This is a genomic window from Saccharibacillus qingshengii, from assembly GCF_013185195.1.
In the GTDB taxonomy this organism is placed as follows: Bacteria; Bacillota; Bacilli; order Paenibacillales; family Paenibacillaceae; genus Saccharibacillus; species Saccharibacillus qingshengii.
The window spans coordinates 1-20,752 of record NZ_JAAZWC010000006.1 but is presented as its reverse complement, the minus strand read 5'-3'; the positions used below and the strand labels follow the sequence as shown (position 1 = coordinate 20,752).

Sequence of the window (20,752 nt, the reverse complement as noted above, 5' to 3'; positions counted from 1 at the left end):
GACCATTATATCGAGCCCCTGTGCAAAAGTAAAGGCAGGCGAGAGCGGGGCTTCACCGAAACCGGACTTACTCGTTCGGGTTTGGAGCCGGCCCTTCCTTCAAGGCGTCCAGAATCTGGCGTGCCAGCTTGTCGCCGATCGACAGCGGACGAAAGTCTTCGACCGAAGCTTCGCGGATCTTCTTCAGCGAACCGAAGTGCTTGAGCAGCAGCTGGCGCCGCTTGTCGCCGATGCCCGGAATCGAATCCAGCTTCGACGTCACCATCGATTTGGCCCGCTGCTCGCGGTGGAACGAGATCGCGAAGCGGTGGACTTCATCTTGGATCCGCTGCAGCAGATAGAACTCTTCGCTGTCGCGGGCGAGCGGCACCACCTGCGGCGGATCTCCGCTCATCAGCTGGGCGGTCCGGTGCTTGGCGTCTTTGACCAGACCGGCAACCGGAATATTCAACCCCAATTCATTCTCCAGCACATCGATCGCCACCGAGATTTGGCCTTTGCCGCCGTCGACCAGAACCAGATCGGGCATCGGCAGATTTTCCTTGAGCACGCGTTCGTAGCGGCGGCGGATGACCTCGCGCATCGTCGCGTAATCGTCCGCTCCCTTGACGGTGCGGACTTTGTACTTGCGGTATTCCTGCTTCGCGGGCTTGCCGTCCAGGAACACGACCATCGCCGAGACCGGATTCGTGCCCTGAATGTTCGAGTTATCGAACGCTTCGACACGGTACAGGCTGTCGAACCCGAGCGCATGGCCCAGCCGATCGGCTGCGCCGCTTGTCCGTTCTTCATGCCGCTCGATCAGGCGGAACTTTTCTTCCAGCGAGACCCGTGCGTTCTCGCACGCCATCTCGACCATCTTGCGTTTCGACCCGCGCTTGGGCACGAGCGCCTTGACGCCCAGCCACTGCTGCAGCGCGGCAGCGCCGTTCACGTCGCCCAGCCCCGACAGACTTTGTCCGTCTTCCGGCTGCGCGGCCTCTTCGGCCTGCGGCCCTTCCGGCGCGGCTGCGTCCGCGCCCCCGGCGGAAGCAGCCGTATATTCCGCCTTCGCTTCCGCAACCTGCGGCAGCGCTTCGCCGGCTGCCGATTCGGCTGCGCCGATCAGGCCGCCTGTTCCCGCCGCGGCCCCCGCCCGGGCGGCTGCTGCGGCTTCGCCCGCCTCTGCAGCCGCGGATGCGTCATCCGACGAAACGGCTTCTTCGTCGTCTCCGTCCGCGTCGGCGGCATCGTTCGCCGCCATGATATCGGCCCGCGAAGCCGCCGCGGCCGGACGGGCTTCGCCGGCGGCTTCCGCGCCGCCTTCGTCTTCGTTCGCCGGCAGCAGAATCTCCTGCGGCAGCGCGGGGTTATCGCTGTAATACTGCGTCACGTAGGACAGGAAATCGGCGTACGCTTCGCCGTAGAACGGAAAGCTCGACGCGTGCCGTTCGATCATTTTGCCTTGGCGGATATAGAGAATCTGTACGCACATCCAGCCTTTGTCGACGGAATAGCCGAATACGTCGCGGTCTTTTTTGTCCGTGGCGTTGATCTTCTGCTTTTCCATGACCGCTTCGATATTCTGGATCTGGTCGCGCAGTTCTTTGGCCCGCTCGAAATACAGATCTTCGGCGGCTTCTTCCATTTTGCGGCGCAGTTCTTTCTTGATCTCTTCGTGGCTGCCGCCGAGGAAACGGGAGATCTCGTCGCGAATGCCGTCGTAATCTTCTTTTTGGATGTCTTTGACGCACGGCGCCAGACATTGGCCCATATGGTAATACAGGCAGACTTCCTTGGGCATGACTCCGCATTTGCGCAGCGGATACATCCGGTCCAGCAGCTTCTTGGTCTGCTGGGCGGCGTAGGCGTTCGGATAAGGACCGAAATAGCGCGCTTTATCCTTGAGCACGCGGCGTGTCACTTCAAGCTTCGGATGCCGCTCGTTGGTAATTTTGATATAAGGAAAAGTCTTGTCGTCTTTGAGCAGCACGTTGTAGCGCGGCTGGTGCAGTTTGATCAGGTTGCATTCCAGAATCAGCGCTTCCATGTTGCTTGAGGTCACAATATATTCAAAGTCACGGATATCCACGACCAGACGCTGCGTTTTGCCTTCGTGGCTGCCTGTAAAATAAGACCGTACGCGGTTGCGCAGGATCTTGGCTTTCCCGACGTAAATGATGGTGCCTTCCCTATTTTTCATCAGGTAGCAGCCCGGCAGTTCCGGCAGCAGCGCCAGTTTGTCCCGGATATGCGCGATCGCTTTCTCCTGCTCCTGAATCGTTTCGAGGTGCGTATCCACTCTGCCTTCGACCTCCCTGTATACTTGCCCTGCGATAAAGTTCTCTCGATGCATTACCCTTTTTATTATACGTCAAAAAGAACCGACATACACCTAAAGCCGAACACGCGCTCTCCCTATTCGCGGATCCGGCCGAACGAACGAAAAAAGCCCCGGCATAGGCCGGGGCTTTTCGCTGCCGAGCGTATAAACGTCTTGTGAAAAACGTCCGTGCGCCGGATACATCCAATTATTGGTGTTTGGACAATACGCCTTTCAGCGCTTCCTTGGAGTTTACGCCGATCAGTTTGTCGACCGGTTGTCCGTCCTTAAAGAAGATCATGGTCGGGATGCTCATTACGCCAAAGCGCGAAGCCGTTTCCGGGTTTTCGTCGACGTTGACTTTCGCGATTTTGACGTTTGCGCCAACTTCGCCGTCGAGTTCGTCCAGGATCGGAGCGAGCATTTTACAAGGGCCGCACCAAGGCGCCCAGAAATCAACCAAAACGGTACCTTCGCCCGCTTCCACTTCGGTTCCGAAGGTTTGGTCGGATACATTTACAATAGCCATGGAAAATTCCTCCTTATATATGCTTCTTATGTGCTTCAAGATTTATCTCGGCTGTGTGCGAATGCTCACACCGTAATCGCATAGTTAAAGATAACTTGCGTTTGTCTACATGTCAATTATAACACGGAATTGGACTTACCGAAACAATAAATTGTATGTTTTTATAAATATCTAACCTTTTGTAAGTGAAGATTCGGTGAAGAACTTTCCCTATCCGCGTTTGTTATCGCCGAGTACCCGGACCACTTCCACAAACGGAGAGACGCGGTTCATCAAGCGCTGGCCTTTGTACGCTTCCTCGCCGTCTTTGTTGGTGAAACTGAGATGCTTCTCCAGCGCGGACAGCGAATAGTTGGACGTATAGAAAGTCGGTTTGCGGTTCATCCGGTAGTTCAAAATGGAACCCAGCACGTGATCGCGCACCCAAGGTCCCATATTTTCCGCTCCGATATCGTCGAAGATCAACAGGTCGGTTTCTTTCATCAGCTCGACGGTGTCGCGCAGCTTCTCTCCATCTTGGATCATCGATTTGACGTCTTCGACAAAGTCGGGCATGTACACGATAACCCCCGAGTGTCCCTGCTTCGCCAGCTCGTGCAGCAGATAGCACATCAGGAAGGTCTTGCCTGTGCCGAACGGCCCTTCCAGATACAGCCCTTTGGCGGAGAGTCCCACGGTCTTCGTCTCGTTGATATAGCGGAACACGCGATTGACGGCCGGCGAACGCACCGGATCTTTCATCATGATCTCCACTTCGTCGTAGCCTTCCAGCAGGGCGCGTTCATCCACGTAAAAGCTGCGGATCCGGCTGCTGATCTGCTGGTCGCGCTGGTGGGCCAACTGCAGATTGCACGGTGCTTTGTGGTCGCGGATCCGCAGCTGTTCGCCGACTTCGTCGATGCTGAGTTTCGTGTAATGTCCCTGAAAATCGTTCGGACAATTCTCCAGACCCGGGCAGTTAGCGCAGTTTTGTTTTTCCTTCGTGTATTCGTACAAACGGCTTAGATTGCGGCTCAGTTCCTGTTCCGTCAGTCCGGGATACCGCAGCCGAAGCTGCCTAACCTCCGGTTCGTTGAAAATACGGTTCTTCAGGTCTTCCGTCTGCTGACGGATTCGGGAATTCCCGAACTGTTTCAGCACGTTGCCGATCGAATCCATGGTCATGGTTGGGGGCCTCCTCTCTGGGCGCTCCGCGATGCCGGGGCGGCTCCGGTTGGTTTCCTCCCTGCGAATCGGAGATTCTCGGGGAACGGGAAATCCAAAAGTCGCCGCCCCTCGACATCGCTCCGCTGGGGTTGGTGGTAAAAGATTAAGATCGTGCAGGGCCCAAGGGCAGGCAGGGCAACTGCGCTCAAGTTCAAAGGCGAAAGACCGTCAAGGCTCAAAGGCGCCGCTGTTGGCGGCTGTTTTCGCGTGAAGAATCTTAGGATCATCAGACACGGAATCCGGGAAATTCAAGAAGCGTCCAGCCGGTTTATTTCTGAGGCTTGGCTTTGCTTGCCTTCATCTCTTCGGCCATCCGGACGTACTCGGCGAACTCTTCGTCGCTGACAGCGGTCTGGACCGGCGAGTTCTGGACGATCGGCAGTTCCGGTTTGCCCCGGGCGGCTTTGCCTGCGGTGCGGGTACGCGTGCCGCCGCTCTGGGCGGCAGCCTGACGCTTCGGATTGGCCTGGTCGCGGATATAGCGAACGGCTTTCTCGTACGTATCGATCTGCCGCAGCAGCATGTTCGAAGCGATCGAATCGACGAAATTGCGGCTGATCCGCTGATCTCCGTCTTTGCCGAGCAGGGTCACCAGGTAATGGATCAGCACATTGATGACTTCCCCCGGCAGCTTGTAGCTGAGATCGATCTTGCTGAACATATCGAGCCACGGACCCGGAACGGTTCCCGGGAAAAAGTTGCGCAGAAGTCCGGTATACGGCTCGTTTCGCAGCAGCATATTGTATTGGTGAATATCGCACTTCGATTGGAACTGCGAAGGCACTTCGAGATAATATTCCATTTCCACCGCGTGTTCGACCGGCATTTCTTCGGCAGCCGGTTCTTCCGGCCGCACGGCGCGGGCCGCGCGTACCTGACGCTCTTCGGTCCGTTTGGCGGTCTGGCGGAACGTCAGATTGGCGCGGCTCTGAAGATTGTCCAGCAGCAGCTCCCCGTCGCCCGAGAAAATGCCTTCTTCGTCCAGCAGCCTCACGATATCTTCGACGTTCAGATCGAATTTGCGGGCCACATGGTTGATCATGCCCATCTGTTCGCGGTTGTGACGCAGTCCTTCCACGAACGGACGGTTGCGGGCTCCGCGCGGAAAATGCAGAATGACATCGGAATAATCGAACAGCGGATCTTCCGCCGGCATATTTTTGCTTTGGCGGCGCGCCGGCGAAGCTTCGGTCAGCGCCTGTTCCAACTCATAGTCGATCACATGCGTGTTCAATTCGAAAATTTCATAAAACGGCTGCGAAATATTTTCTTTTGCGGCCCGTCCGTTTTCGCCGAGCTCTTCCGGTTCCCCGTTCCAGAAGCGCTCCTGCAGAGCCAACACGGCGAACTTGCCGATCCGGTCCCGCAGCAGCAGCGTAAGATGCTGGGTCGCAAAAAAGTCGGACGGCGGCAGCGGCTGCTGCAGTTCGTATTCGTACATATATTGGTCCTGCTCCGGCATATACAGCCGATGGGTCTGCAGCAGGCCGACCGCTTCGAGCTTGGAAGCATTCTCGACCATCAGCGTTCTCCCGCGGTCGTTCGGCTCGATACCGAGCGTAAGAAAGAGCCCTCGTTGTTGTTCCGTTTTGGAGTATCCCGTTTGTTCAGACGGCAGGTGCTGGGCCAACAGCCGGTACAAAGCGACGGCGGATGCCCCGACCATCGGCTGGTAGACCAAGGTCAGCATGCGGTCGTCCAGACTGCTCAGGCTGAAATCGCGATACGTATAATAACGGTGATGTTCCGTGTAGTGCAGCAGGCTCTTCATGCGCATCTGCGGATGTCCCCCTCTTGTCCTTGCAAATTGCAGGTAAAAATAGACGTACTCCGCGGAACGCGCCCTTGGCTCTGGACAGGTTCGTTGGAGCCCCTTCATTTTACCACAATTCCTCCGTCAGGAAAGCTCGGAAAGAAAGCAAAATCATGCGAATACGAACCGGCCTCCCCACCGCATGAGCCCGGGCTTCGGAATGCTTAGCTTTTTGTGAACCCGTTCCCGCCGCCCGCACAGACTTTTCCGGCGCTCGAATTGCTCTTGCGTTCGCCCCTGCGTTACAATGGAAACTGGAAGCACCCGGAAAGAACGCCAAAGCGTCTTTGCGCTGCCCTCCTTTTGCATCCCGACGACCTTATGCCCTGATGAATGAGCCATGGATCTTTACAGGAAACCTTGTGAAAATCCCCACCATACAATCTGATTTGGGAGTGATCGATTCATGAACGAAGCTACACTGACGCTTGAAGGCTGGTATTGTCTGCATGATTTCCGTTCCATCGACTGGACGCTGTGGAAAGCGGCGGATCACGAAGAACGCGCGGGCGCGATCGAAGATCTGGAAGAGTTTATGAAAGAATTCGAAGTGACTGCCCAAAGCGGAACCGGCAGCACCGCCGTTTATTCGATCGTCGGCCAGAAAGCCGATTTCGTGTTCATGTACCTGCGCGAGACGCTGGAAGACCTGAACAAACTGGAGACCGCGTTCAACAAGACGGACTTCGCCAAATTCACGACCAAGGAATATTCGTATGTGAGTGTTGTGGAACTGAGCAACTATCTGGGCAAAGAAGGCGAAGATCCGATGCAAAATCCGCAGATCATCGCCCGCTTGAAACCGGCACTGCCGAAATCGGCCCATATCTGCTTCTACCCGATGAACAAAAAGCGCGAGCTGAACGATAACTGGTACATGCTGTCGATGGACGACCGCAAAGCGATGATGCGCAGCCACGGCCTGATCGGACGCAGCTATGCGGGCAAAGTCAAACAGATCATCAGCGGCTCGGTCGGTTTCGACGATTGGGAATGGGGCGTCACCTTGTTCTCCGACGATGCGCTGCAGTTCAAAAAGCTGATCTACGAAATGCGTTTCGACGAAGTGAGCGCACGCTACGGAGAGTTCGGTGCGTTCTACGTCGGGAATCTGCTGGATTGGGAAAAGGCTGTCGAGATGTTGAAGGTGTAACTTTCGGCGGGAAAAAGCTTATGAGAAGGAGCGCTTCGGACGAAGCATTGTCGTGGTCGGAGCGCTTCTTTTATGTGTGCGTGGTGAAGGAGCGTGCGTCCGGCGAAGAGTTCGGTTCCGTCGCTTCCTGCAATCGGGAAATTTTATTGCAGGAAAAGCTTCAAGGGGATTTCCCGATTGCAGAGGCGATCGCTCCGCTCTCCACTCGAACTCTTCGCCTCCCGCAGGCATGTTGAGTGTGGGCGGAGACTTAAAGCTTGACGCGAAGAGCCCCGGACTGTAATCGTCCGGGGCTCTTCGATTTTTCCCGCCCAAGTTGTGAGGGTGGGAAGGAATGGATCGGGCGCTGGCTGCGCAATCGCCCGGGGCGCGGCTGCGCGCGGGATTCGAGGCGCCGGGTTGCAATCCGGCTGTCGAATCGGAGAGAGCGGAATAGATCCCTCTCCGATTCATACGGCCTAACGAACCCTCATCACGCTATTCAGCAAAAAAGGCGTCTCTGCATCCCGTTTACACGGGGCAGAGACGCCTTTTTGGGCAGAGTCTATCAGACGGACCGGAAGACCGGCCTGTCCCGACTCTCTATATAGAAGCCCGGCTTACAGGAAACGTCCTTTTTTCAGAACCAGACCCATGCCGCCGATCACGAACAGGTAGCGGGCATCGACCACTTTTTTCAGTTGGGCTGCCGGCCAGCCTTTGATCTTCTTGCCGGCTACAACGGCAACGGCTTCGCCTTTGCCCAGGGAAGCGACTGTACCCTTGTTGCTGAACACGAATTTCTCCGTCGGCTGGTTGCGAATCGTCGCGACCAGGTTCTTTGCGACGCGCTCGCCCTGCTGCATGGCGATTTGGGCGGTCGGCGGGTAAGGACGGCCTTCAGGTCCGATCATGAGGGAACCGTCGCCGATAACGAATACGTTGTCGTGGCCCGGTGCTTTGAGGTACTCGTCGACTTTGACGCGTCCGCGCATGGCTTCGAAGCCTGCGTCTTCGATCAGATGGTTGCCGCGGATACCGCCGGTCCATACAACGGTTTTGGCTTCGATACGTTCGCCTTCGCCAACCGTTACGCCGTTTTCGTCGCAAGCTTTAACCGGTACGCCGATGCGGAAAGTTACGCCTTTTTTCGTCAGCGTCTCCATCGCGTAAGTGACCAGCTCCGGATCAAAGCCCGGCAGCGCGGAAGGAGCGGCTTCGACGTTGTACAATCCGACTTTCGCAGGATCGACTCCGTATTGTTTCGCCATCTCAGGCAGACGGTTCGCCAATTCGCCGACGAATTCGATTCCTGTGAAGCCTGCGCCGCCGACTACGAAGTTCAAGCGGGTTTCGTCGCCGTCTTTTTTGAATTCCTTGAACTGCGTCTCGATATGCTCGCGGATTGCGCGAACGGAGTTGATGCTGCGGATCGAGAACGCGTGCTCTTTCATGCCCGGGATGCCGAACGTTTCCGGATCGCCGCCCAGAGCGATAATCAGGTAATCGTACGACAGCGTACCGTCTTCCAGTACCACTTGACGCGTTTCCGGTTTGATTTCCGTTACGTTCGATTTCACGAGGTCGATCTTGAATTCGTCGACCAGGTTGGAGATCTTCTCGTAGGTCTTCTCTTCCGGCTGCGTGCCTGCTGCCGGCATGTGCAGTTCCGTCGTGAAGTAGTGGTAGTCGTGACGGTTAACCAGTGTAACGTCGGCTTCGTTGTTTTTGAGCTTTTTTTGCAGGTTTTGAGCCGCGAGAATACCGGCGTACCCTGCGCCCAGGATTACGATTTTGGGAATGCTGTTCATTGTTTTCCTTACCCCTTTTCGATTCATAGTCATTTATGGGATAACCTCTTGCAAGGTTGGAGCCTCATGTGAAAAGTTACACAAAAACGGAGAGAACTCGCCCTATTTTAAGTTTATCCCGTCCGCATCTTGACTGCGACTTTTATCACATACATTGTACGCTTTTCCGCTTGATAATACAAAGAAAAATTTGAAAAACAGACGCAAAACGGACAAAAAATATTCATACTTGTCAGAGAACCAAAAAATACGCGCCCCGGAACGGCTTTTTCTCGAGCTGCGGCAGACAATTGGCCGGCAGGGCTGCCCGCAAAGGCCGAAACAGCGAAAAAAGCCGGGAATACGCTTTGCAATCCGGGGAAAAACGAGTTTATAATGAGTGAGATTGCAAAAACCCATTCATTTCGATAGATTCATAACGATTCATACCTTCGGAGGTGCTTATCCAGTGACAGAGAACCATAACGGCGAACATCTTGCCGATATTTTAATCATCGGCGGCGGTCCTGCCGGTTTGTTCGCCGCTTTTTACGGGGGAATGCGTCAGGCGTCCGTAAAGCTGATCGAAAGTATGCCTCAGCTTGGCGGGCAGTTGGCCGCTCTTTATCCCGAAAAATATATTTACGACGTAGCCGGTTTCCCGAAAGTGACCGCACAGGAATTGGTTAACCAGCTTGTCGAGCAGATGAATCATTTCGATCAGGAAATTTGTCTCGAAGAAAAAGTCATCGCGGTCGACAAGGAAGAAGAACAGCGCTTCAAAGTCACGACCGACAAAGGCGTCCATTACGCCAAGTCTGTCATCATCACCGCGGGCGTGGGCGCTTTCGAACCCCGCCGCCTTGCCCTGGAAGGCGCAGAGCGTTTCGAAGGACAGAACCTGCATTACTTCGTCAGCGACCTGAGCAAATTCGCGGGCCGCAAAGTGCTGCTCAGCGGCGGCGGCGATTCCGCGGTCGATTGGGCGCTGATGCTGGAGCCGATCGCCGAGCAGGTGACGCTGATCCACCGCCGCGACAAGTTCCGTGCGCACGAACACAGCGTGGAGAACCTGATGGCCTCCAAGGTCAATGTGGTGACGCCGACGGAAATCACGGAATTGATCGGTGAGGAACGTATCGAACGCGTCGTCTTGTCAAACGTCAAAACGCAGGAAACGCAGGAGATCGAAGTGGATGACGTTATCGTCAACTTCGGCTTCGTCTCTTCCCTCGGTCCGATCTCCGAATGGGGCATCGAGATCCAGAGCCATTCGATCGTGGTCGATACGCGCATGGAGACGAGCATTCCCGGCATCTTTGCCGCAGGCGATGTTACGACGTACCCGGGCAAACTGAAGCTGATCGCAGTCGGGTTCGGCGAAGCGCCGACGGCCGTGAACAATGCCAAAGTTTACTTCGATCCGGAAGCCAAACTCTCCCCGGGTCACAGCAGCAACATGAAACGATAATTATCCACAGAATCGCCATATTTATGCCCGTCATGCCTCCCAGCGCCGCGGCGCCCGGTACGACGGGCTTTTTGTTTGCCTAAAAAGACCCGGTTATCCCCCGTTTCCTGTGGGCAGTTTGTGTATAATGTGGGTATAAGACGCAAAGAGGCTTCATATGACGCTGTGGATTTGGGGATAACTTTATCCACAAGTCCCGGCTTTCCCGTGTTTGCCCCCGGCATGGTATGATGGGAGCGAACGTGACAAATCTCCTTTTATCCTTGCCGTTCGATCTATAGACAGCACCGTTTTTATTATTTACGAGGAGGAACCCGCGTGGAAGGATTCGCCAGTAATCTCTATTTGGTCATTTCGATCGTCGAAATCATTATTTTATTGATGATTGCCGCTTTTATGGTTATGCTCGGCATCAAGTTTTGGAAAGAAAAACGCTTCGGTCCGGTGATCGCTTTTGCCGTATTTTTGATTGTATGTCTGACTTTGACCTGGTGGAGCCTGCAGGACAAGTTCCTATAGACGGCGAAAGGGGCTTGAAGCATGCAGCTGATTGCCATGATTACGATGCTCATCGATCATCTGGGCTATGTCTTTTTTCCGGATGAACGCTGGATGCGTATCGTCGGCAGGATCGCTTTCCCGATTTACTGTTACCTGCTCGTCGTAGGCTACCGGCGCACACGCAGTCCGAAACGCTACGCCCTGCGGCTGCTTGGCCTGGCCCTGCTGTCGCAGATCCCGTTTATGATGGCTTTTGTCATACCCGGAGTCAATGTGATCGGAACCCTGCTTGTGGCGCTGCTGATCGTGATGGCTATCGACTATTTCAAAGACCAGGCGGCGATTCAATGGACCGTCGGCATTCTGCTGGTTCTGCTGACCTACTGGCCGCTGGAAGCGCTGCAGTTCGATTACGCCACTTACGGCGTGCTGCTGGTGCTGATCTACCGGTATATGCCGAATGTCTGGTCGATGGCAGGCGGGCATTTTGCGCTGAACGTCCTGTATCTGATCGTGTCCCAGAGCGTCACCCAGTTCTACAGTATCGTAACTACGCTTTTTATTGCGGGAATTCAGGGCTCCGCTCCGGATACCCGTACCGAAATACGCCTGCCCCGCTGGCTGTGGCGTTCGTTCTACCCGGCTCACCTGGCTGTGATCGCACTGATCAAGTGGCAGATCGAGGATGTCCGGTTCGTCGATTTTTTCCAGACGATCACTTCCTGAGCACCGCGAAAGACGGTTCAACTCTTCTTCAGGTTTCAATTTCCAATAAGATGGGTATTATACCGTACTGTTTACTTTAAAACACATAAGGAATCTGGGGGAGTATCATATGGTGCTCGCACGCACATTTAAGGGAGTCAGCGGTTTGTTCGAGCTCATCCTCGGTCTTCCGCTGCTGGGCGGCATGGTCGTCATGGGCAGTGGTTGGGGTATCTCCGCGGTAATGTTCGCTCTGCACGCCGTCACACTTCTGATGTCGCTGCAGCACCGGCAGTCGTTCTACGGATCGGCGGCAGGGATCGTCACCTGCCTGCTGTTCTCCGTCCCGGTCTGGGGCATGTTCGGTCACTGGATCTCGGCCGCTCTGCTGCTCGTCAGCATGGTCGATCGTTACGGAGCGGGAATGCCCGGCAGCTTCCGCCGATCGTGACCGGCATGTCCTCCAAGCGGCTCGTTCCCGAAATCGTCGCGATTTCGGGAACGAGCCGCTTTTTATTTGCAAAAGATCCAATTTCGGATTGACTGCCGGCAAATGCTCAACGTAAGATAGGAGAAAACATTCGCCGGCCGCTTTTTTTCGGATCCACTCGCTTTTATCCTTTATCACATGGAAGCAACAATGCGGTTTCGCGGTCTTCCATTAAAAGAAAGCGGACGGCACCGGCCTCAAAGCCCGTTCGGTTCGTCCGCTGCACCGGTCGGGCGCCTTACCACAGAGAGTTATAGAGAGGGGTTCACGATTTATGCTGAAAAAGAAATGGCTTCCGCTCGTCCTGACCTTGTCACTCGCCGCCCTGGCAGGCTGCGGCCAAACGGAGTCGGCTACCGGTTCGCAAGGTGGCGGCACATCCGAGACCCCCGAAGCCAAAACCTACAAAGTCGCCGTCTCGCAAATCGTGGAACACCCTTCGCTCGACGCCACACGCGAAGGCTTTATCGCCGCACTCAAAGATGCGGGAATCGTTGAAGGCGAGAATCTGACGCTCGACTACAACAATGCCCAAGGCGATTCGACCAACAACCTGTCGATCGCCCAGAAGCTGGCCGGAAGCAAGAACGACCTGGTACTCGCAATCGCTACCCCTTCCGCCCAGGCCGTCGCCGCACAGGTCAAAGAAACGCCGGTCTTGTTCGCCGCCGTAACCGATCCGGTCAGCGCCAAGATCGTCGCCAGCATGGAGAAACCGGGCGCCAATATCTCCGGAGCGTCGGATACGAATCCGGAAGCGATCAAGCAGCTGGCCGATTTTATCGCCGAAGAAATGCCGGATATCAAAAGCGTAGGTCTGGTGCTCAACGAAGGCGAACCGAACGCGGTGGTCATGGCCGACCGGGCGGAGCAGGAATTCGGGGCGCACGGCATCAAGCTGGTCAAAGCGGCCGCGACCAATACTTCCGAAGTGCAGCAGGCGGCCCAATCGCTTGTCGGACAGGTCGATGCCCTCTATATTACGCTCGATAACACCGTAGTCAGCGCCGTCGATACGATTATCAAGATCGCCAACGACAACAAACTGCCGTTTTTCTCGAGCGACCGCGACACGGTGGAAAAAGGCGCTTTTGCAACGGTCGGCTTCAAGTACTATGACCACGGCTACCAGGTAGGCGAGATGGCCGCGGATATTCTCAAGAACGGAACCAAACCGGCCGATCTTCCGGTCGCCATGCAGGAGAAACTGGATCTGATCCTCAACCTCAAAGCCGCCGAAGCCCAGGGTATCACGGTAACGGACGGAATGAAGGGCAAAGTGCAGGACCAGGAGAACAATCTGATTCAATAAAAGATTCGACCCGCACAAACGGATAACGTATGCTGCCGGACGGATCTCGGACCGGACCCCCAGCCGAATGCAAACGGGATGAGCCTAGGCTTCATCCTGTTTTGCTTTACGGGGGCCTTTCTTTTCACGCAAATTCTTTGCCCTACTACCCTTTCAACTCTTAATCCGAGGTTTATGTTTTCCTGAAATGCACACGCTTTAGGTGCAATTCAGGGGAGCGTAACCTTACCTTTAGTGTTGACAAGGGACTACCCTTTTCATACAGGAGGCGTCATCCATGTTCGAAAACTTCGTCGGCTCAATGCCGGGCGCCATCTATCTGGGCCTGCTCTATGCCCTTATGGCGCTTGGCGTCTACATTACGTTCCGCATTCTCGACTTTCCCGATTTGACGGTCGACGGCAGCTTCACGACCGGCGCGGCTACCGCCGCGGTCATGATCTCGCACGGCATTTCGCCGTGGATATCTTCGCTGACCGCCATTCTGGCCGGTATGGCGGCGGGAGCCTGTACGGGTCTGCTGCATACCAAAGGCAAAATCAACGGTCTGCTGTCCGGCATTCTGATGATGATCGCCCTCTATTCGATCAATCTGCGTATTCTCGGCAGCCCCAATGTATCGATCATGGGCGAAGAAACGGTGCTCGGCACCTTTTCCCCGTTCCCGTTCATGATCGCGATCGTGCTGATCTTCAAGCTGGCGCTCGACGCTTTCCTCAAGACCGATATCGGTCTGTCGCTGCGCGCGACCGGCGACAACAAGCGCATGATTCGCAGCTTCGGCGCCAATACCGACAACACGACCATTCTCGGCATCAGCCTCTCGAATGGGCTGGTCGCCTTGTCCGGTGCGCTGATCGCGCAGCAGTCCTCCTTCGCGGATGCCACGTCCGGCATCGGCATGATCGTGATCGGCCTCGCTTCCGTCATTATCGGCGAAGCGCTGTTCGGTGCCAAGACCGTGTTCCGCGCGACGCTTGCCGTCGTGCTCGGTTCGGTCGTGTACCGGATTGTCATCTCGCTGGCGCTGCAAATCAAAGGCTTCGAGACATCGGACCTCAAACTGATTACCGCCATCATCGTGATTGTGGCGCTGGTCTTCCCGACCGTACGAAGCGCAGTCAAGCAGCGCGGCGCGGCCAAACGCCGCTCCGCGGAACTGCTCAAATCGTTCGAGACCGCAGGAGGTGACCGCTGATGCTGCATGTATCGGGTGTATCCAAGCTGTTTAACTCCGGCACCATCGACGAGAAAATCGCCTTGATCGGAATCGAACTGAATTTGGATCCGGGTGACTTCGTTACCGTCATCGGCAGCAACGGCGCGGGCAAATCGACGCTGATGAACATGATCTCCGGCGTCATGAGACCGGATACCGGCGATATCCGCATCGGGGATCGCTCTGTGACGGCTCTGCCGGAACACCGCCGCAGCCGCTGGATCGGCCGCGTCTTCCAGGACCCGATGGCCGGCACGGCCCCGCGCATGACTATCGAAGAGAACCTGGCCATGGCTTATCTGCGCGGCAAGCGCCGGGGCTTCTCGTTTGGCGTCAGCAGCGCACGGCGCAAGATCTTCCAGACCGAACTGAGCCGCCTCGGAATCGGATTGGAGAACCGCCTGAACGCCAAAGTCGGCCTGCTGTCCGGCGGCGAGCGCCAGGCGCTGAGCCTGCTTATGGCGACATTCACGCGTCCCCAGATCCTGCTGCTCGACGAGCATACCGCGGCGCTCGACCCTTCCCGGGCCGAGCTGATCACCTCGCTGACCGACGAGATCGTCCGCGATATGAACCTGACGACGCTCATGGTCACCCACAATATGGAGCAGGCTATCCGTCTCGGGAACCGTCTCGTCATGATGGACAAAGGACGTATTATTCTCGATATCGGGGAAGCCGACAAGCAGAACTTGACCGTCGAGCGCCTGATGAGCGAATTCGAGCGGATCAGCGGCAAGAAAATGGCCGACGACCGTACGCTGCTCGGTTAGAACTGCCGGGAGCCGCCTTTGGATCGCTGCCTTATGCTTTCCGCTCGACTTTTCTCTATAAAAAAAGCAGCCCGCCGCCTATCGCGAAGCGGGCCGCTTTTTTTATTTTTCCCCGTCCGGATACTCCGTGACAAACAATCCTTTTTCTTCCGACCATTCCGCGCAGAAAATTCTTCTCACATTGTTGTAGCCTTTTTCCCGCAGTTTCTCCCGCACCCAATTCTCGTTCATTTCTTTGTCGATATCGGCTTTGACAATCTCGCCCGTATTGACCAGCAGATAAGACGGTTTCTTCACCGGGTCTTCGTCTTTGCGGATCATGCTGAGGCTCCCTCCGGTCTCCAGGATCACATAAGAGACATCGCTCAGCGAGAATACGCCCTGCTGCCGCAGCAGCGATCGGAACTGTTCGACTTCCATTTTGTTGCTGAGGAACATCGGCACCCGCAGCTCGCCGTCCGCCATCAGCATGGCCGATCGCCCTTTGATCGCAATACGCGCTTTTTCTTTTTTTCGTACCAGGATTTCGATCGCGAACACCAGCAGGCTCCACAACACAATCCCGACAAGCAGATGCCCGACACCAACCTTGTCATCGTACAGCGATTCTTCCAGTATGCCGCCCAGCACCAGCAGATAGACCAGATCGAACGGTGTCGCCTGGGACAGCTCCTTTTTTCCAAGCAGCCTCACCACGATAATCAACGCCGCCAGTCCAATCACGATCTTCAGAATCAAAGTCAGCATCAGCATGGGTGTGCCTCCTCTTTTATCCGTATTTCTCCAAACCCCTTTACGGATCATATAACCGATTCAGCCTGTTCCAATCCGCTGCCCGCCCGGCCGCCCAGCCGAATTTCAGTAATCAGGAACGTCAAAAAGGCCTTCTCCATAAGCGGAAGAAAGCCCTGAATATGAAAAAAAGCGCTTATCGGCCAACGATTCGACAGCCCGGTACGGCCGGGCACAGGATCAATTCGTCTCGTCTTCGAGCCGGCTCATGAATTCTTCAGCCGCACTGTACCCCAGCTGCTTCAAGTACCAGTTATTCGCCGCCGCTTCGATCAGACCCGATGTATCCCGGCCCGGCTGCAGCTGAATTTCGATATGCGGGATCTTGACGCCCAGGTACTCCGTGAACTGATCCGCCACTTCCAGATCGTTGTTCAGCGCTTTGTCTTCCCACGGCGTCAGCTCGATATCGAGCACAATCCGGGTCTCGTCCTGGAAAGCGGTACGGCCGTACTGGCGCACCACATTGATCAGCCCGATGCTGCGCAGAGCCAGAAACTCCCGCGTAATCGTATTGTGCGTGCCCAGCAGCGTGGACGGGCCGAGCTTTTTGAGTACGACTACGTCATCCGCCACAAAACGGTGCCCGCGGCCGATCAGCGTATGCGCCGTCTCGCTCTTGCCGATACCCGAACGCCCCCTCAGCAGTACGCCAATGCCCGACACGTTGATACAGACGCCGTGGATCGACATTTCCGGTGCCAGCGATTTGAGCAGATACCCGTCGATCTTGGTGAGGAATTCGGTCGTTTTGTCGGGCGTGCGCAGCAGCGGAATACCTTCCTGATCGCAGAACATTTCGAGAAAAGGAATCTCCTGCTGCCCCGTCGTCACGACAAAACACGGCGGATGATACTTGACGATATTGCCGATATGAAGCTTTCTTTCTTCAACCGTCTGCTGGAGCAGATACGTGATTTCTTTGCGCCCAAGCACCTGCACCCGATTCGTCGGAAAATAATCGAAATACCCGACGAACTCAAGTCCCGGACGGTGGGCTTTGGAACGGGTAATTTCCCGGTCCAAATATTCGGCTCCTGCCAGCACTTCCAATTTCAACACTTTGACAATGTCTGCTACGGAAACGGATTTCATCCGATCTTCCTCCTTGAATCGTAAGATCGAATCCGGTACGCCTGTGCAGCAATAGACCGCGGTTCTACCCGGCGATTGCGCCCGAATTCACAACTTGCAGGCCGACAAAACGGAAAAAACCGCGCCGGACCCCTAAAAAAATAAAAAAAGCTTTCAACCCGGAAATGGCATCCAAGCCGAAAGCGTCGTGCTGATCGAGCAGAGAGAATGATGGAGAATCAGTCGCAAGGCTGCGCCAATACTTCATCTTCTTCCCGTGTACGAAACGATGATCCGCAGCCGCAGGTCGCGACCGCATTCGGGTTGAAGATGGTGAAGCCGCCGCTCATGCCCGACTCTTCAAAATCCACCTGAAGGCCGTTCAGATATTTAAGGTCTTCTTTGGAAACGACCAGCTTGATATTCTGTATCTCCATATATACGTCGTCCGCGTCGGACTCCTCATTGTCAAAGCCCATTGCGTACGAAAAACCGCTGCATCCTCCGCTGGCTACGCCCAAACGAAGAAACATACCCGGCGTTTCCTGCTGCTCCAGCATCTGCTTGATGCGCGAAGCGGCTGCTTCCGTGATTTCGATCATGGTTTTTCCTCCTTTACGCTTTCTCTTATGTATTATACGCCTCCCCGCCGCATGACTCAAGCCTTTCAAAGGGGGCTTTGCAAAGCGTAAATCCTGCGCCGCCGCCGCCTAAACGGTGATTTTGCGTAAACGTCCTGTATTGCCCCGATTAGCGAGTAGGTTTATAATGGGGGAGAATGACTCTTTAAATTTTCGGAATTTCGACACGAAGATGTAAAGAATTCGAACCAGCTTACCGATGTAACTTTTTTCACACTTTCCGAAACGGCTTGTCCGTTTCAGCCAGATAAGGGCCGCGGCACGCGGTCATGTTTTTGTCGTTTGTCAGTTCATCCGGCCCTATTCGGTCCGGCCCGTTCCGGTGCGGTTGCGCCGCCTCGGGATCAACGAGGAGGTTCTTACTAAATGTCTACAATCATCAATCCCACCATGGATAAGCGCATGGCCGAAATCGCCGAGAAGGTTCATAACGGGCAGCGTTTGAGCTTGGAAGACGGCGTTTATTTATATCAGAGCGAAGATATTTTGACCATCGGCCAGCTGGCCAACGAAGCCAACCTGCGCAAGAACGGCAAAAAGGTCTATTTTATCGAAAATATGAGCCTGTACTTCACTAACGTCTGCGAAGCGCACTGCGCCTTCTGCAACTTCCGCAAAGACGAAGGCGAAGAAGGATCGTATACCCTGAGCGGCAACGAGATGGTCCGCTACGTCGAAGAGAACATCACGCCGGGCGTGCGCGAGTTCCATATTGTCGGCGGCCACAACAACAATGTGCCGTTCCAGTATTACGTCGATTCCCTGGCTGCGCTGAACGAGCGTTTCCCGGAAGTGACGATCAAAGCTTATACGGCGGCGGAAATCGACTTCTTCACCCGCATCAGCGGTCTGTCGATCGAAGAAGTGCTTCGTGCGCTGCAGGCGGCGGGCCTCAAATCGCTGACCGGCGGCGGTGCGGAGATCCTGTCCGACGAATACCGCCAGAAGATGCGCGTCGACAAAGCCAACGTGGACCGTTACCTCGAAGTGCACCGTACCGCCCACAAAATCGGTATGCGTACGCACACGACGATGCTGTACGGTTCGATCGAGAGCCACGAAGACCGTATCAACCACATGATCCAGATCCGCGAGCTTCAGGACGAAACGAACGGATTCATGGTCTTTATTCCGCTGTCCATGCAGCCGAAGAGCCGCAACGCCAGCATCATGCGCCGCAACTCGGCCTACGAAGATCTCAAGACGATCGCGATCAGCCGTCTGATGCTCGACAATATCGACCATATCAAAGCGTACTTCATCAATATCGGCACGCAGCTGACCCAGATGGCGCTGACCTTCGGCGCTTCGGACGCCCACGGTACCATCGTCAAAGAACGGATCAGCCACGCCGCGGGCGCTCTGACTCCGGAAGGATTGACGCGCAAGGAACTGATCTGGTTGATCAAAGGCGCAGGGCGTATTCCGGTAGAACGCGACACCTTCTATAACGAGGTCGAAGTATACGAGTAAAGGCTTCGGGCCGGCCGCTTGACCATTCCACTTACAAGGAGATCTGCATATGAAAAATCTCGTTATTCTCGGCGGGGGCTACGGCGGCCTGACGATCCTTGACACTCTTACCGAACACCTTCCTGCGGACGTAAACGTAACCCTGATCGACCGTCTTCCTTTTATGGGCCTCAAAACGGAATATTACGCTTTGGCGGCCGGGACCGTATCCGATCACAAACTGCGTATCGCTTTCCCGAATCATCCGCGGATTACCAAGCATTTCGGAACGGTCGAAGAGATCGATCTGGAGAACAAAAAAGTGCTGCTGCAAAACGATGAGCCGGTCCCTTACGATCAGCTGGTCGTGGCACTGGGCTGCACCGACAATTACCACGGCGTTCCGGGCGCGGACGAATACACGTTCAGCATCCAGTCGCTGCATGCTTCACGCCGGACCAACGACAAGCTCAGCAGCCTGAAACCGTCCGCCCACGTGCATATCGTCGGCGGCGGCCTCAGCGGCATCGAACTTGCGGCCGAACTGCGCGAAAGCCGTCACGATCTGCGCATCACGCTGCTCGACCGCGGAGAGCGTCTGCTCTCGTCGTATCAGCCGCGTATCTCGCGCTACGTGCAGGAATGGTTCAAAAAGCACAACGTCGAAGTGTGCCATAAAGTCTCGATCAGCCGCGTGGAGCAGGACGCGCTCTATAATGGCGACGAGCTGATGCATACCGATGCCGTCGTCTGGACGGCCGGTATCCAGCCTGTCGACGTCGTGCAGAAGATGAATGTCACCAAAGACCGTTCGGGCCGTGTCGTGATCAACGAATACTCGCAGGTCGAGACCCACCCGGAAGTGTTCGTCTGCGGCGACTGCGCCAGCCTGGAGTTCGCACCGAGCGCCCAGGCCGCGGAAGCGCAGGGCGAGCAGATCGCCCATGTGCTGCTGGCCTTCTGGAAAAACGAGAAACCGAAACTCAAGCCGATGAAACTCAAAGGCATGCTCGGTTCCCTCGGCCAAAAAGCCGGCTTCGGTCTGAACGTGATCGGCGATACGTCGATTACCGGCCGTGTGCCGCGGATGCTCAAGAGCGGCGTCCTGTGGATGTCGAAGCATAATCTGGGTTAGGGAGTTCCGGCTTCTTGCATCCGGTAAAATCCAATTCGTTTGATCAGGAGCGCGAGGCTTCGGAGAACTTGATTCCGATCGAAGCTTACACCGATTTCCCCATATCAAGAAGCCGCACTCGATAACCGAGTACGGCTTCTTTTTTGTTGCTTGGCTAACAAGCTTTTTGCTTATAAAAAAGTAAAAAATACGCCCCTCAAAAAAAGGAGTGCGAAAGAGCGAAGCGCAACACTTTTGTTTTTGGAGGCGCAGCCGGCGGAGGAGGAAGTTTAGTGGAGGAGTGATCACGTTCGCCTTTGCAATCGGGAAGCCTCAACCTAGTACCCTTTCAACTCTTAATCACAGGTTACGTTTTCCTGAAACGCACACGCTTTAGGTGCGATTCAGGGGAACGTAACCGTACCTTTAGTGTTGA

The 20,752-nt window shown here is 55.4% G+C and carries 18 protein-coding genes; 10 read left to right on the top strand and 8 right to left on the bottom strand.

Annotated features, from left to right (window positions below):
- Positions 1-67: 67 nt before the first annotated feature.
- The 4 genes from uvrC to HRQ60_RS06995 all read right to left on the bottom strand — a co-directional run bounded on the left by uvrC (position 68) and on the right by HRQ60_RS06995 (position 5,814).
- Positions 68-2,281 carry an excinuclease ABC subunit UvrC gene (gene uvrC / locus HRQ60_RS07010; protein ID WP_172194943.1) on the bottom strand — a complete coding sequence of 738 codons (2,214 nt, stop codon included), beginning with the start codon at positions 2,279-2,281 and terminating at the stop codon, positions 68-70.
- A gap of 229 nt (positions 2,282-2,510) precedes the next feature.
- A complete protein-coding gene (gene trxA, locus HRQ60_RS07005) occupies positions 2,511-2,831 on the bottom strand; it encodes a thioredoxin (protein WP_172194942.1) in 321 nt (106 codons plus the stop codon).
- A 210-nt stretch (positions 2,832-3,041) separates the two neighbouring features.
- Positions 3,042-3,989, bottom strand: a complete 948-nt coding sequence (gene dnaI / locus HRQ60_RS07000; protein WP_172195104.1) for a primosomal protein DnaI — start codon at positions 3,987-3,989, stop codon at positions 3,042-3,044.
- 316 nt (positions 3,990-4,305) lie between these two features.
- The gene (locus HRQ60_RS06995) at positions 4,306-5,814 is read right to left on the bottom strand and encodes a replication initiation and membrane attachment family protein (protein ID WP_172194941.1); all 1,509 of its coding nucleotides are present in this window, start codon (positions 5,812-5,814) and stop codon (positions 4,306-4,308) included.
- 442 nt (positions 5,815-6,256) lie between these two features.
- On the opposite strand from HRQ60_RS06995, the gene hemQ reads away from it, so the two are divergent.
- Positions 6,257-7,003 (top strand): hydrogen peroxide-dependent heme synthase, encoded by a 747-nt coding sequence (hemQ, locus tag HRQ60_RS06990; protein ID WP_172194940.1) that lies wholly within the window; start codon positions 6,257-6,259, stop codon positions 7,001-7,003.
- A gap of 599 nt (positions 7,004-7,602) precedes the next feature.
- On the opposite strand, the gene HRQ60_RS06985 is transcribed toward hemQ, so the two are convergent.
- Positions 7,603-8,793 carry an NAD(P)/FAD-dependent oxidoreductase gene (locus HRQ60_RS06985; protein WP_172194939.1) on the bottom strand — a complete coding sequence of 397 codons (1,191 nt, stop codon included), beginning with the start codon at positions 8,791-8,793 and terminating at the stop codon, positions 7,603-7,605.
- 448 nt (positions 8,794-9,241) lie between these two features.
- Between HRQ60_RS06985 and HRQ60_RS06980 the strand changes: the two genes are divergently transcribed.
- The 7 genes from HRQ60_RS06980 to HRQ60_RS06950 all read left to right on the top strand — a co-directional run bounded on the left by HRQ60_RS06980 (position 9,242) and on the right by HRQ60_RS06950 (position 15,243).
- Positions 9,242-10,243: an FAD-dependent oxidoreductase gene (locus tag HRQ60_RS06980; RefSeq protein ID WP_172194938.1), complete on the top strand. Its 1,002-nt coding sequence runs from the start codon at positions 9,242-9,244 to the stop codon at positions 10,241-10,243.
- 318 nt (positions 10,244-10,561) lie between these two features.
- Entirely contained in the window at positions 10,562-10,762 is a 201-nt protein-coding gene (locus HRQ60_RS06975) for a hypothetical protein (RefSeq protein WP_172194937.1), read from the top strand.
- Positions 10,763-10,783: 21 nt separating this feature from the next.
- Complete coding sequence (locus HRQ60_RS06970) at positions 10,784-11,470, top strand: TraX family protein (protein ID WP_172194936.1); 687 nt, start codon at positions 10,784-10,786, stop codon at positions 11,468-11,470.
- 145 nt (positions 11,471-11,615) lie between these two features.
- Entirely contained in the window at positions 11,616-11,900 is a 285-nt protein-coding gene (locus tag HRQ60_RS06965; RefSeq protein WP_172194935.1) for a hypothetical protein, read from the top strand.
- 313 nt (positions 11,901-12,213) lie between these two features.
- The gene (locus HRQ60_RS06960; RefSeq protein ID WP_172194934.1) at positions 12,214-13,251 is read left to right on the top strand and encodes an ABC transporter substrate-binding protein; all 1,038 of its coding nucleotides are present in this window, start codon (positions 12,214-12,216) and stop codon (positions 13,249-13,251) included.
- 277 nt (positions 13,252-13,528) lie between these two features.
- A complete protein-coding gene (locus HRQ60_RS06955) occupies positions 13,529-14,449 on the top strand; it encodes an ABC transporter permease (RefSeq protein WP_172194933.1) in 921 nt (306 codons plus the stop codon).
- Positions 14,449-15,243: an ABC transporter ATP-binding protein gene (locus tag HRQ60_RS06950; protein WP_172194932.1), complete on the top strand. Its 795-nt coding sequence runs from the start codon at positions 14,449-14,451 to the stop codon at positions 15,241-15,243. Before HRQ60_RS06955 ends, HRQ60_RS06950 begins: the two co-directional genes overlap by 1 nt.
- A gap of 102 nt (positions 15,244-15,345) precedes the next feature.
- Here the strand turns inward: HRQ60_RS06950 and HRQ60_RS06945 are convergent, their stop codons facing one another.
- The 3 genes from HRQ60_RS06945 to HRQ60_RS06935 form a co-directional block, all read right to left on the bottom strand.
- Positions 15,346-15,996, bottom strand: a complete 651-nt coding sequence (locus HRQ60_RS06945) for a DUF421 domain-containing protein (RefSeq protein ID WP_172194931.1) — start codon at positions 15,994-15,996, stop codon at positions 15,346-15,348.
- Between the two features lie 219 nt (positions 15,997-16,215).
- Positions 16,216-17,130 (bottom strand): HPr(Ser) kinase/phosphatase, encoded by a 915-nt coding sequence (gene hprK, locus HRQ60_RS06940; protein WP_172194930.1) that lies wholly within the window; start codon positions 17,128-17,130, stop codon positions 16,216-16,218.
- A gap of 218 nt (positions 17,131-17,348) precedes the next feature.
- Positions 17,349-17,711, bottom strand: a complete 363-nt coding sequence (locus HRQ60_RS06935) for a HesB/IscA family protein (RefSeq protein ID WP_172194929.1) — start codon at positions 17,709-17,711, stop codon at positions 17,349-17,351.
- A 405-nt stretch (positions 17,712-18,116) separates the two neighbouring features.
- Here HRQ60_RS06935 and mqnE point away from each other — a divergent pair, with 405 nt between their 5' ends.
- The gene (gene mqnE / locus HRQ60_RS06930; protein ID WP_172194928.1) at positions 18,117-19,223 is read left to right on the top strand and encodes an aminofutalosine synthase MqnE; all 1,107 of its coding nucleotides are present in this window, start codon (positions 18,117-18,119) and stop codon (positions 19,221-19,223) included.
- A 49-nt stretch (positions 19,224-19,272) separates the two neighbouring features.
- A complete protein-coding gene (locus tag HRQ60_RS06925) occupies positions 19,273-20,337 on the top strand; it encodes an NAD(P)/FAD-dependent oxidoreductase (protein WP_172194927.1) in 1,065 nt (354 codons plus the stop codon).
- Positions 20,338-20,752 lie beyond the last annotated feature (415 nt).